This window comes from Cupriavidus gilardii (assembly GCF_013314895.1).
Taxonomy (GTDB): domain Bacteria; phylum Pseudomonadota; class Gammaproteobacteria; order Burkholderiales; family Burkholderiaceae; genus Cupriavidus; species Cupriavidus gilardii_C.
Window position 1 is genome coordinate 57506 of sequence record NZ_JABTYE010000018.1, and the last position, 13008, is coordinate 70513.

7 protein-coding genes and 1 pseudogene are annotated in these 13008 nt (G+C 67.6%); 7 read left to right on the forward strand and 1 reads right to left on the reverse strand.

The features are described from left to right. Positions 1-58 precede the first annotated feature (58 nt). From HTY53_RS17735 to HTY53_RS17765, 7 genes and pseudogenes are all read left to right on the forward strand, one after another. Positions 59-1423, forward strand: a pseudogene (locus HTY53_RS17735) (type IV pilus secretin PilQ); the annotation flags it as partial. A gap of 187 nt (positions 1424-1610) precedes the next feature. Next, positions 1611-2264: a shikimate kinase AroK gene (gene aroK, locus HTY53_RS17740; RefSeq protein ID WP_368041024.1), complete on the forward strand. Its 654-nt coding sequence runs from the start codon at positions 1611-1613 to the stop codon at positions 2262-2264. After that, positions 2251-3357: a 3-dehydroquinate synthase gene (gene aroB, locus HTY53_RS17745; protein WP_174107831.1), complete on the forward strand. Its 1107-nt coding sequence runs from the start codon at positions 2251-2253 to the stop codon at positions 3355-3357. Before aroK ends, aroB begins: the two co-directional genes overlap by 14 nt. Positions 3358-3417: 60 nt before the next feature. Then, on the forward strand, positions 3418-4554 hold the full coding sequence (locus HTY53_RS17750) for a deoxyguanosinetriphosphate triphosphohydrolase (protein ID WP_174107832.1): 1137 nt from the start codon (positions 3418-3420) through the stop codon (positions 4552-4554). Between the two features lie 68 nt (positions 4555-4622). Then, positions 4623-5330: a transposase gene (locus HTY53_RS17755; RefSeq protein ID WP_174107833.1), complete on the forward strand. Its 708-nt coding sequence runs from the start codon at positions 4623-4625 to the stop codon at positions 5328-5330. A 379-nt stretch (positions 5331-5709) separates the two neighbouring features. Beyond that, complete coding sequence (locus HTY53_RS17760) at positions 5710-10467, forward strand: glutamate synthase-related protein (RefSeq protein WP_217435666.1); 4758 nt, start codon at positions 5710-5712, stop codon at positions 10465-10467. 121 nt (positions 10468-10588) lie between these two features. After that, entirely contained in the window at positions 10589-12052 is a 1464-nt protein-coding gene (locus HTY53_RS17765; RefSeq protein WP_174107835.1) for a glutamate synthase subunit beta, read from the forward strand. Between the two features lie 344 nt (positions 12053-12396). Here the strand turns inward: HTY53_RS17765 and HTY53_RS17770 are convergent, their stop codons facing one another. Then, complete coding sequence (locus tag HTY53_RS17770) at positions 12397-12927, reverse strand: GNAT family N-acetyltransferase (protein WP_174107836.1); 531 nt, start codon at positions 12925-12927, stop codon at positions 12397-12399. Between the last annotated feature and the right edge of the window lie 81 nt (positions 12928-13008).

A 13008-nucleotide genomic window follows, 5' to 3' on the forward strand; every position in this document is an offset into this window, starting at 1 on the left:
GCCGCTGCACGTGCTGGCCGCGCCGGCCGCGGCCGCGGTGGCCGCGTCGTCAGCCGACGCCGCGCCTTCGACATCGCGCGAACGCCTGTCCCTCAACTTCCAGCGCGTCGATATCCGCGCGCTGCTGCAGGTCTTTGCGGACTTCACCGATCTGAACGTGGTCACGAGCGACAGCGTGCAGGGCAATCTGACGCTGCGGCTCAAGGACGTGCCGTGGGAGCAGGCGCTGCGCATCGTGCTCGATGCCAAGGGACTGGCGTCGCGGCGCGAAGGCAATGTGCTGTGGGTGGCGCCGCGCGCCGAACTGGCGGCGCGCGACCGGCAGGAACTGGAAGCGCGGCAGCACGTGGCAGATCTGGAGCCGGTCCGCAGCCAGGTGTTCCAGCTGAACTATCAGCGCGCCGACGATGTCCGCAGGCTGCTGCTCGGCAGCGGAGCTGGCGCGCCCGCTGCCAGCGCGGGCTCGTATGGCGGGCAACAAGGACCGCAGCATGGGCAGCCCGTATCGTCGGCCCGCCTGCTGTCCCGCCGCGGCAGCCTGACCGCGGACGCCCGTACCAATCAGCTGTTCGTCTCGGACCTGCCGGAGCGGCTGCAGCAGATCGCCGAATTTCTGGCCCGCATCGATGTGCCGGTGCGGCAGGTCATCATCGAGGCCCGCATCGTCGAAGCCGACGACAAGTTCAGCCGCAATCTGGGCGTCAAGCTGGGCTTTGCGGCGCAGTACGGCAACAGTCGCGTCGCCGATGCCTTGCCGAACGTGCTGCCCGGCGCGGCCGGCGAGCCCGGGCCCTTGCTCAGTCTGCCGGCCGGCGCGCTGCATGGCGCCGATCCTGGCCATCTGGCGGTCAGCCTGTTCAACAGCGCGGCCAGCCGTTTCGTCGCGCTGGAGCTGTCGGCGCTGGAGGCCGACGGCAAGGGCAAGATCGTGTCGAGCCCGCGCGTGGTGACCACCAACAATATCAAGGCGCTGATCGAGCAGGGCACCGAACTGCCCTATCAGGCCGCGACCTCCAGCGGCGCGACTTCGGTGCAGTTCCGCAAGGCCAATCTGAAGCTGGAGGTGACGCCGCAGATCACGCCCGAGGGCCAGGTGCTGCTCGATGTCGACGTCAGCAAGGACAGCGTCGGCGTGCAGACCACGCAGGGCTTCGCGATCGATACCAAGCACGTGCAGACCCAGGTGCTGCTCGAGAACGGCGGCACCGCGGTGATCGGCGGCATCTATACGCGCGCCGAGCGCGGCGACGCGGCCAAGGTGCCGCTGCTGGGCGATATCCCGGTGCTCGGCCGGTTGTTCGGCAGCCGCTCGGTCTGGCGCGATCGCACCGAGCTGCTGGTCTTTCTGACGCCGCGCATCCTGCACGATGCCGTCTCGCCGGCCCGCCGCCATTCGCACGCCCCGCTCGGCGGGATGCAGTAGACTGAGGCCCGCCTTGCGATGCAGCCACGCACATGCGGCCGGATCCGGCAAATCCCGCCGCCGATTTGCCGTCTGTGCCGGCCGCGCGCCTGCACGGGTCTTGCCCCGCCGGGCCCGACATAAGAAGATGATGCCGTTTCCAACCCGCGAGCCGCCTGCAGAGCGCCGATCGGCTCGCCGCGAATCCGTGACCGCTTCCCGCCCGAATCTTTTTTTCGTCGGCCTGATGGGCGCCGGCAAGACCACTGTCGGCCGCACCGTGGCCCGCCGCATCGGCTATTCCTTCTTCGATTCCGACCATGAGATCGAGGCGCGCTGCGGCGTGCGCATCCCGGTGATCTTCGATCACGAAGGGGAGAGCGGCTTTCGCGACCGCGAGGCGCAGATGATCGACGAACTGACGCAGCGCGAGGGCATCGTGCTGGCGACCGGCGGCGGCGCGGTGCTGCGGCCGGAGAACCGCAGCCGGCTGAAGGCGCGCGGCACCGTGGTCTATCTGCGCGCCAGCCCGCACGACCTGTGGCTGCGCACGCGGCACGACCGCAACCGGCCGCTGCTGCAGACGCAGGACCCGAAGGGGCGACTGGAGGCGCTGTACGCCGAGCGCGACCCGCTTTATCGCGAGGTCGCCGATTTCGTCATCGAGACCGGCAAGCCCTCGGTAGCCCAGCTTGCTAATATGGTGCTGATGCAACTCGAGATGTCCGGCTGGATCGCCGCAGTGGCCGGCGGCAGCGAGGCCCATCCCCATACCGACGCGGACGCGGGCACCAACGCCAACGCGGACGCCAATGCCGACGCCGAGCCGTCGCAAGATGCCAAGACCGATGATCACGCTTGAAGTCGACCTGGGAGAGCGCAGCTATCCCATCCATATCGGCGCGGACCTGCTGGACCGCGCCGACCTGCTGGCTCCCCATATCCGTGGCCGCCATGCCGTCATTGTCACCAACGAGACCGTCGGGCCGCTGTATGCGGCGCGGGTCGAGGCCACGCTGGCCAGTCTCGGCAAGACCGTGCGCACGGTGACGCTGCCCGACGGCGAGTCCTTCAAGCACTGGCAGACGCTGAACCTGATCTTCGACGCGCTGCTCGGCGCCGGCGCCGACCGCAAGACCACGCTGATCGCGCTGGGCGGCGGCGTGGTCGGCGACATGACCGGGTTTGCCGCGGCCTGCTACATGCGCGGCGTGCCGTTCGTCCAGATGCCGACCACGCTGCTGGCCCAGGTCGATTCGTCGGTGGGCGGCAAGACCGGCATCAATCATCCGCTCGGCAAGAACATGATCGGCGCCTTCCACCAGCCGCAGGCGGTGATCGCCGATATCGGCACGCTCAAGTCGCTGCCGCCGCGCGAACTGGCCGCGGGCCTGGCCGAGGTGATCAAGCACGGCGCGATCGCCGATGCCGACTACTTCGGCTGGATCGAGCAGCATATCGGCGCGCTCAACAACTGCGACGCCGACATGCTGGCGCTGGCGGTGCAGCGCTCCTGCGAGATCAAGGCTGCGGTCGTTGCTGCCGACGAGCGCGAGGGCGGCATCCGTGCCACGCTCAATTTCGGCCATACCTTCGGCCATGCGATCGAGGCCGGCATGGGCTATGGCGAGTGGCTGCACGGCGAGGCGGTAGGCTGCGGCATGGTCATGGCCGCGGACCTGTCGCTGCGGCTCGGCTTCATCGACATCGAGACGCGCTCGCGCATCGAGCGGCTGGTAGCCGCCGCGATGCTGCCGGTGGTGGCGCCGGACCTGGGCGTGGACCGCTACATCGAACTGATGAAGGTCGACAAGAAGGCCGAGGCCGGCCAGATCAAGTTCATCCTGCTCAGGAAGCTCGGCGAGGCGCTGATCACCAGCGTGCCGGACGCCGATCTGCGCAGCACGCTGCAGCACGCCGTTTTGAAACGTCCCGTCGAGGCGCCGGTCGCGTAAGCGGTCGGCCATGCCTCGCAACCCTCAGACGATGCCCGCATCGCCCAACCGGATTGCCGCATGACCGACCTCGAAAGCCATCTCGCTCCCTATGCCGCGCACTCGGCGCAGTCGCGCGGGCGTGTCCATGTCGAACCGGCGTCGTCCTCGCGCAGCGAATTTCAGCGCGACCGCGACCGCGTGATCCACAGCACCGCGTTTCGCCGGCTCGAATACAAGACGCAGGTGTTCGTCAATCACGAGGGCGACCTGTTTCGCACGCGGCTGACGCATAGCCTCGAGGTGGCGCAGATCGCGCGGTCGATCGCCCGCAACCTGCGGCTGAACGAGGATCTGGTCGAGGCGATCTCGCTGGCGCACGACCTCGGCCACACGCCGTTCGGCCACGCCGGGCAGGACGCGCTCAATGCCTGCATGAAGAACCACGGCGGCTTCGAGCACAACCTGCAGAGCCTGCTGGTGGTCGACGAACTGGAAGAGCGCTACGGCGGCTTCAACGGCCTGAACCTGACGTTCGAGACGCGCGAGGGCATCCTCAAACATTGCTCGCGCGTCAACGCGGCCGCGCTCGGCGAGCTGGGGCGGCGCTTTCTCGAGGGCACGCAGCCGTCGCTGGAGGCGCAGCTGGCGAATCTGGCCGACGAGATCGCCTACAACAACCACGATATCGACGACGGCCTGCGCTCGGGGCTGCTGACGCTGGAACAGATGGACGAGGTGCCGATGTGGGGACGCCATCGCGCCGAAGCGATGGCGGCCTATCCGGGCATCAACGGCCGCCGGCTGATCAACGAGACGGTCCGCCGCATGATCAACACGCTGATCGTCGACCTGATCGAGACGACCCAGCGCAATATCGCCGCGGCGCGGCCCGCCGATATCGACGCGGTGCGTGCGGCCGGTCCGCTGGTCGCGTTCAGCCCCGCGGTCAGGGAAGAGGCGCAGGCGCTCAAGCGCTTCCTGTTCCGCCACCTGTACCGTCACTATCTGGTGATGCGGATGTCGGCCAAGGCCCAGCGGATCATCAGCGACCTGTTCGAGGCCTTCATGGGTGACCCGCGCCTGCTGCCGCCGCAATACCAGGCGTCCCACGGCGGCGACCAGCCGCGGCTGATCGCCCACTACATCGCCGGCATGACCGACCGCTACGCGATCCGGGAGCATCGGCGGATGTTCGCAGTCGGGGAGCAGAACTGACGGGCTGCACAACAAAAAATAGGGACGGATCAGCTATCATGGCGCCATCGCTTTGACACGATGGCGCCATGGCTCGACTTCCCCGCTTCTCTCCGACCGGCCTGCCGGCGTTGGTGTTGCAACGTGGCAACAACCGCCAGCCGGTCTTCCTCGGTCCCGACGACTACCGCTTCTACCTCGACTGCCTGCGCATGGCGGCGCGCGAGCACGATCTGGCCGTACACGCATACGGACTGCGGCCGAACCATATCCATCTGGTGGCGACCCCGCGCCGCGACGACGCGCTGAGCCTGACCATGCAGGCGGTCGGCCGCCGCTACGCCCGCTACTTCAATCGGGTTGCCAACCGGACCGGCACGCTATGGGAAGGGCGCTTTCGCTCCGCGGTGCTCGAGCCGGACACCTGGATGCTGCCCGCCATGCTCTATGTCGAAGGCAATGCGGTCCGCGCCGGCGATGCGAACACGCCGGACGAGGACAAATGGAGCAGCCATCGCCACCACGTCGGCCTCGAAGCCAGCCCCTTTGTAAGCGATCACTCTGCTTACTGGGCGCTTGGCAATACACCATTCGAACGGCAATCGCGCTACCAGTCGTTGGCGGCGGAGGGGCTGTCGTCGTCGACGCTGACGGTGCTGCGCAAGCATGCCCACAGCGGGTGGCCGCTCGGTGGCGAAGCCTTCCTGCGCAGCCTGGAACGGCACGGCGAGCGGCGTGTACAGCCGTTGCCCAAGGGCCGTCCGAAGCGCCAGGTGTCCGAACCGGAGGCTGCGTGACGGCCGACGGCGGTACGGCCCGTGATGGCGTCGGCCGGGGCGCGCCAAAAAACCGCCCAGAATTGGTGCGGAGCCAATGTGTCCCCATTTATTGACCCTCACCAAAACAGGGCATGGATTAATATGATCTGACCCCATTTTATTTTTTTGCGGGCCTCGGACGATTCTTTTATATTTGCTCCACCGCACATTCATTGTGCGGCGCGTCACGTCCTGTGTACGCCGCTGCGGTCCCCTCGCCTGCGAACCCCGTCCGAACCGATCCGGACCGCACGCGAACGCCGTTCCGGCCGATGGCACACGAGGCGCGCTGCCCTCACCGGAATCGAAGCCCGTGGACCAACCGCAAATCCCGTCGGCCGAGCAGGCCCAGCAGCAGATGGCCTCGCAGGGTCAACTGCCCGCCGAGCGCCCGCAGGCGCAAGGCATGTACGACCCCGCCAACGAGCATGACGCCTGCGGCGTCGGCATGGTCGCCCATATCAAGGGCAAGAAGAGCCACGAGATCGTGCTGCAGGGCCTGAAGATCCTGGAGAACCTGGATCACCGGGGCGCGGTGGGCGCAGACCACCTGATGGGCGACGGCGCGGGCATCCTGATCCAGATCCCCGACCAGTTCTATCGCGAGGAAATGGCAAAGCAGGGCGTGACCCTGCCGCCGGCCGGCGAGTACGGCGTCGGCATGATCTTCCTGCCGAAGGAGCATGCGTCGCGCCTGGCCTGCGAACAGGAGCTCGAGCGCACCGTCCGCCTCGAAGGCCAGGTCGTGCTGGGCTGGCGCGACGTGCCGGTCGACGCCACGATGCCGATGTCGCCGACCGTGCGCAAGACCGAGCCGGTGATCCGCCAGATCTTCATCGGCCGCGGCCGCGACATCATGACGACGGACGCGCTGGAGCGGAAGCTGTACGTGATCCGCAAGACCGCGAGCCACGCGATCCAGGCGCTCAAGCTCAAGCACGGCAAGGAATACTTCGTGCCGTCGATGTCGGCGCGCACCGTGGTCTACAAGGGCCTGCTGCTGGCCAACCAGGTCGGCCAGTACTACCGCGACCTGCAGGACCCGCGCGCCGTGTCGGCGCTGGCGCTGGTCCACCAACGCTTCTCGACCAACACGTTCCCGGCCTGGGAGCTGGCGCACCCGTACCGCATGGTTGCGCACAACGGCGAAATCAACACCGTCAAGGGCAACGTCAACTGGATCAACGCGCGTACCGGCGCGATCTCGTCGCCGGTGCTGGGCGACGACCTGCCCAAGCTGTGGCCGCTGATCTATCCGGGCCAGTCCGATACCGCGTCGTTCGACAACTGCCTCGAGCTGCTGACGATGGCCGGCTACCCGCTGGTCCACGCGATGATGATGATGATCCCGGAGGCGTGGGAGCAGCACACGCTGATGGACGACAACCGTCGCGCCTTCTACGAGTACCACGCCGCGATGATGGAGCCGTGGGACGGCCCCGCCGCGATCTGCTTCACCGACGGCCGCCAGATCGGCGCGACGCTGGACCGCAACGGCCTGCGTCCGGCGCGCTTCTACGTGACCGAGGACGACGTCGTGGTGCTGGCCTCCGAGGCCGGCGTGCTGCCGTTCCCCGAGTCGCGCGTGGTGCAGAAGTGGCGCCTGCAGCCGGGCAAGATGTTCCTGATCGATATGGAGCAGGGCCGCATCATCGACGACAAGGAACTGAAGGACAACCTGGCCAACGCCAAGCCGTACAAGAGCTGGATCGACGCCGTGCGCATCAAGCTCGACGAGATCGATGCGAAGCCCGAAGACGTCGCCTCCGAGCAGAAGCCGGCAGCCAAGCTGCTGGACCGCCAGCAGGCGTTCGGCTTCACGCAGGAGGACGTCAAGTTCCTGATGGCGCCGATGGCGCTGTCCGGCGAAGAGGCGACCGGCTCGATGGGCAACGACTCCCCGCTGGCCGTGCTGTCGTCGAAGAACAAGACGCTGTATCACTACTTCAAGCAGCTGTTCGCCCAGGTCACCAACCCGCCGATCGATCCGATCCGCGAGAACATGGTGATGTCGCTGGTGTCCTTCATCGGACCGAAGCCGAACCTGCTCGAGCTGAACAACATCAACCCGCCGATGCGCCTCGAAGTGTCCCAGCCGGTGCTGGACTTCAAGGACATCGCCAAGATCCGCAACATCGAGCACTACACCGGCGGCAAGTTCCGCTCGTACGAGCTCGACATCTGCTATCCGGCGCAGTGGGGCAAGGAAGGCATCGAGGCGCGCCTGGCGTCGCTGTGCGCCGAGGCCGTCGATGCGGTGAAGTCGGGCTACAACATCCTGATCGTGTCGGACCGCCGCGTCGATCCGTCGCACGTCGCGATCCCCGCGCTGCTGGCCACCTCGGCGATCCACCATCACCTGGTGGAGAAGGGCCTGCGCACGTCGACCGGCCTGGTGGTCGAAACCGGCTCGGCGCGCGAGGTCCATCACTTCGCGCTGCTGGCCGGCTACGGCGCCGAGGCGGTGCACCCGTACCTGGCGATGGAAACGCTGGCCGAGATGGCCGGCGGCCTGTCGGGCGACCTGTCGGCCGAGAAGGCGATCAAGAACTTCATCAAGGCGATCGGCAAGGGCCTGCAGAAGGTGATGTCCAAGATGGGCATCTCGACCTACATGTCGTACACCGGCGCGCAAATCTTCGAGGCCATCGGCCTGTCGCGCGAGCTGGTGCAGAAGTACTTCCACGGTACCGCGTCGAACGTCGAGGGCATCGGCATCTTCGAGGTCGCCGAGGAAGCGCTGCGCCTGCACCGCGACGCCTTCGGCGACAGCCCGGTGCTGGAGAACATGCTCGACGCCGGCGGCGAATATGCGTTCCGCGTCCGCGGCGAAGAGCATATGTGGACTCCCGACTCGATCGCCAAGCTGCAGCATTCGGTGCGCGCCAACGACGGCCAGGGCGCGTACCAGACCTACAAGGAATACGCCAACCTGATCAACGACCAGAGCCGCCGGCACATGACGCTGCGCGGCCTGTTCGAGTTCAAGGTCGATCCGTCCAAGGCAATTCCGCTCGAAGAAGTCGAGCCGGCCAAGGAAATCGTCAAGCGCTTCGCCACCGGCGCGATGTCGCTCGGCTCGATCTCGACCGAGGCGCACACCACGCTGGCGATCGCGATGAACCGCATCGGCGGCAAGTCGAACACCGGCGAGGGCGGCGAGGACGAGAAGCGCTATCGCAACGAGCTGCGCGGCATTCCGATCAAGAACGGCGACACGCTCAAGAGCCTGCTCGGCGACGACGTGGTCGAGCGCGACATCGAGCTCAAGGACGGCGATTCGCTGCGCTCCAAGATCAAGCAGGTCGCCTCGGGCCGGTTCGGCGTGACCGCCGAATACCTGGCCTCGGCCGACCAGATCCAGATCAAGATGGCGCAGGGGGCCAAGCCCGGCGAGGGCGGCCAGCTGCCCGGCCACAAGGTGTCGGACTACATCGGCAAGCTGCGTTATTCGGTGCCGGGCGTGGGCCTGATCTCGCCGCCGCCGCACCACGACATCTACTCGATCGAGGACCTGGCGCAGCTGATCCACGATCTGAAGAACGTCAATCCGCAGGCCGACATCTCGGTCAAGCTGGTGTCCGAAGTGGGCGTCGGCACGGTCGCGGCCGGCGTGGCCAAGGCCAAGGCCGACCACGTGGTGATCGCCGGCCATGACGGCGGCACCGGCGCCTCGCCGTGGTCGTCGATCAAGCATGCCGGCACGCCGTGGGAACTGGGCCTGGCCGAGACGCAGCAGACGCTGATGCTCAACGGCCTGCGCAACCGCATCCGCGTGCAGGCCGACGGCCAGATGAAGACCGGCCGCGACGTCGTGATCGGCGCGCTGCTGGGCGCCGACGAGTTCGGCTTCGCCACCGCGCCGCTGGTCGCCGAGGGCTGCATCATGATGCGCAAGTGCCATCTGAACACCTGCCCGGTCGGCGTCGCCACGCAGGACCCGGTGCTGCGCAAGAAATTCCAGGGCAAGCCGGAGCACGTCGTCAATTTCTTCTTCTTCGTCGCCGAGGAAGCGCGCGAGATCATGGCGCAGCTGGGCATCCGGACCTTCGACGAGCTGATCGGCCGTGCCGACCTGCTCGACACCCGTGCGGGCATCGACCACTGGAAGGCACGCGGCCTGGACTTCTCGCGGATCTTCTATCAGCCGCCGTTCCCGAGCGAGCAGCCGCGTTTCCATACCGATACGCAGGACCACGGCCTGGCGCCGGAATCGGGCAAGGCGCTCGACCATGTGCTGATTGCCAAGTCGCGCGCGGCGATCGACAAGGGCGAGCGGGTGTCGTTCATTCAGCCGATCAAGAACGTCAACCGTACCGTCGGCGCGATGCTGTCGGGCGTGGTGGCGCGCCAGTACGGCCACGAGGGCCTGCCGGACGACACCATCCACATCCAGCTGCAGGGCACCGCGGGCCAGTCGTTCGGCGCGTTCCTGGCGCACGGCATCACGCTGGATCTGGTCGGCGACGCCAACGACTACGTCGGCAAGGGCCTGTCGGGCGGCCGCGTGATCGTGCGCACGCCGCACGAGTTCCGCGGCGATCCGACCCGCAACATCATCGTCGGCAATACCGTGCTGTACGGCGCGATCGCGGGCGAGGCCTTCTTCAACGGCGTGGCGGGCGAGCGCTTCGCGGTGCGCAACTCGGGCGCCGTCGCGGTGGTCGAGGGCACCGGCGACCATGGCTGCGAGTACATGACCGGCGGCACCGTGGTGGTGCTGGGCGCCACCGGCCGCAACTTCGCGGCCGGCATGTCGGGCGGCGTGGCCTACGTCTACGACGAGGACGGCCTGTTCGACAAGCGCTGCAACACCTCGATGGTCGCGCTGGAAGCAGTACTGGGCGCCGCCGACCAGGAGAAGGGGCAGAGCGCGGCCAGCTGGCACAAGTTCGGCGGCAAGCGCCAGCTGGACGAGGTGATCCTGCGCGGCCTGATCGAGCAGCACTTCCGCTTCACCGGCTCGGAGCGCGCCAAGGCGCTGCTGTCGGACTGGACCACGGCGCGCCGCAAGTTCGTCAAGGTCTTCCCGACCGAGTACAAGCGGGCGCTGGGCGAGATGTACGCCAAGGAGCAGGCCGCGCGCGACAGCGACCGCGAGGCGATCGCCGCCTGAGCGCAGGCAGTTCGGCCAGGACGGCGCCGGGCTCGCCCCCGCCGTCCATCACACCACAATGACCTCACAACGGGGCGCGCGCGTGTCGCGCTGCGCCCCGAGCACAACCCAAGGAAGCGACATGGGCAAGGCGACTGGCTTTCTCGAATTTCCGCGCCAGAGCGAGAGTTACGAACCGGCACCGAAGCGGGTCCGGCATTACAAGGAATTCGTGTTCCGGCTGAGCGACAACGAAGCCAAGGTGCAGGGCGCGCGCTGCATGGACTGCGGCATTCCGTTCTGCAACAACGGCTGCCCGGTCAACAACATCATCCCGGACTTCAACGACCTGGTGTATCGCCAGGACTGGAAGTCGGCGATCGACGTGCTGCACCAGACCAACAACTTCCCCGAGTTCACCGGCCGCATCTGCCCGGCGCCGTGCGAGGCCGCCTGTACGCTCGGCATCAACGAGGACCCGGTCGGCATCAAGTCGATCGAGCGCGCGATCGGCGACAAGGCCTGGGAAGAGGATTGGGTCAAGCCGCAGCCGCCGGCGCACAAGACCGGCAAGACGGTGGCCGTGGTCGGCTCCGGCCCCGCGGGCCTGGCCGCCGCGCAGCAGCTGGCGCGTGCCGGCCACGACGTCACGGTGTTCGAGAAGAATGACCGCATCGGCGGCCTGCTGCGCTACGGCATCCCCGACTTCAAGCTGGAGAAGACGCTGATCGACCGCCGCATGGCGCAGATGCAGGCCGAAGGCGTGACGTTCCGCGCCGGCGTGATGGTGACCGACGGCAAGCTGCCGGCCGGCATCAAGAACTACGCGCGCGAAACCATCTCGGCGCAGGAGCTGATGGACCAGTTCGACGCGGTCGTGCTGGCCGGCGGCGCCGAAGTGCCGCGCGATCTGCCGGTGCCGGGCCGCGATCTGCAGGGCGTGCATTTTGCGCTGGAGTTCCTGATCCCGCAGAACAAGGAAGTGGCCGGCGACGGCCCCAACGAGATCCGCGCCGACGGCAAGCATGTCGTGGTGATCGGCGGCGGCGACACCGGTTCGGACTGCGTCGGCACCTCGAACCGCCATGGCGCGGTGTCGGTGACCCAGTTCGAACTGCTGCCGCAGCCGCCGGAAGAAGAGAACAAGCCGCTGGTGTGGCCGTACTGGCCGATCAAGCTGCGCACCTCGTCCTCGCACGAGGAAGGCTGCGAGCGCGACTGGTCGGTGGCGACCAAGGAATTCATCGGCGAGAACGGCAAGGTCACCGCGCTGAAGGCCTGCCGCGTCGAATGGAAGGACGGCAAGATGCAGGAAGTGCCGGACAGCGAGTTCGTGCTGAAGGCCGACCTGGTGCTGCTCGCGATGGGCTTCACCAACCCGGTGGGCTCGATGCTGGAAGCGTTCGGCGTCGACACCGATGCGCGCAAGAACGCCAAGGCGTCGACCGAAGGCGGGCGCGCGTACTTCACCAATGTGCCCAAGGTGTTTGCCGCGGGCGACGTCCGCCGCGGCCAGTCGCTGGTGGTCTGGGCGATCCGCGAGGGCCGCCAGGCCGCGCGCTCGGTCGATGCCTTCCTGATGGGGCATTCGGAGCTGCCGCGCTGAATGGCGCTGACGCGGGGGAGGCGCTGGTTGCCCTCTCCCCGACCCTCTCCCGCAAGCGGGAGAGGGAGAACACAGTAGGGAGTGGGCCAGCGCTGCAGATTCGTTACGGATCCCGGCACTACAGGTTCGTGACGAGTCCCGGCGCTGCAGGTTCGCTCCCTCTCCCGCAAGCGGGAGAGGGAGAACACAGTAAGGAGTGGGCCAGCGCTGCAGGTTCGTTACGATTCCCGGCACTACAGGTTCGTGACGAGTCCTGCCGCTGCAGGTTCGCTCCCCTCGCCCGCTTGCGGGAGAGGGGCCGGGGGAGAGGGCAGCGGGCGGACGCCATGCCACCGCCATCCGACCTACTCCCCGATCTCCCTGCCCATCACCACCGCCCCGTCCCCATAGCGCGACAGTTTCGTCGCCGCTTCTCCAGCCAGCGCCACCGGCGCATAGCCCAGCCCCTGCCACCAGCGCGCCGCGCTTTGCACCGCGATCAGCCGCGAGCAGCGCAGGCCGGCCCGCATCGCGCCGTGTCGCGCTTTCGCATACAGCCGTTTCGCCAGGCCTTGCCCTTGTCCGCCAGGCGCGACCGCCATGTCGTGGATGAACCAGGTCAGCGGCGTTCGGTCCGCGGCGACACCGTCGTCCGGCAATACGCCGTCGAGCGGCGGCAGCGCCTCGCGCGGCCATGGATGGGTCAGCAGATAGGCCGCGAGCCGCTGCGGCGCGTCGGCGTGCGCTGCGACCCAGCATAGCGTCGGCGCCAGTGCCAGGCGGCTGGCCAGCGCGTCGGCCGATTCGATCAGTTCGGGGCGGTAGCACTGCGCCTGCACCGCCAGCACCTCGGGCAGATCGGCCGCCGCCATCGGCCGCAACAGGAATTCGGACATGGCGCGGATTATAGGGCTCGGCAACAGGCGGACGCTGCGCACAGGCGGTTCCGCGACAGGCGGCCGCCCGATGTGCGTCCG

Excerpts from the sequence above, each read along its gene's own strand:
- aroB (WP_174107831.1), top strand. The coding sequence starts at position 2,251 with ATGATCACGCTTGAAGTCGACCTGGGAGAGCGCAGCTATCCCATCCAT.
- HTY53_RS17750 (WP_174107832.1), top strand. The coding sequence starts at position 3,418 with ATGACCGACCTCGAAAGCCATCTCGCTCCCTATGCCGCGCACTCGGCG.
- HTY53_RS17760 (WP_217435666.1), top strand. The coding sequence starts at position 5,710 with ATGGCCTCGCAGGGTCAACTGCCCGCCGAGCGCCCGCAGGCGCAAGGC.
- HTY53_RS17755 (WP_174107833.1), top strand. The coding sequence starts at position 4,623 with ATGGCTCGACTTCCCCGCTTCTCTCCGACCGGCCTGCCGGCGTTGGTG.
- HTY53_RS17770 (WP_174107836.1), bottom strand. The coding sequence starts at position 12,927 with ATGTCCGAATTCCTGTTGCGGCCGATGGCGGCGGCCGATCTGCCCGAG.
- HTY53_RS17765 (WP_174107835.1), top strand. The coding sequence starts at position 10,589 with ATGGGCAAGGCGACTGGCTTTCTCGAATTTCCGCGCCAGAGCGAGAGT.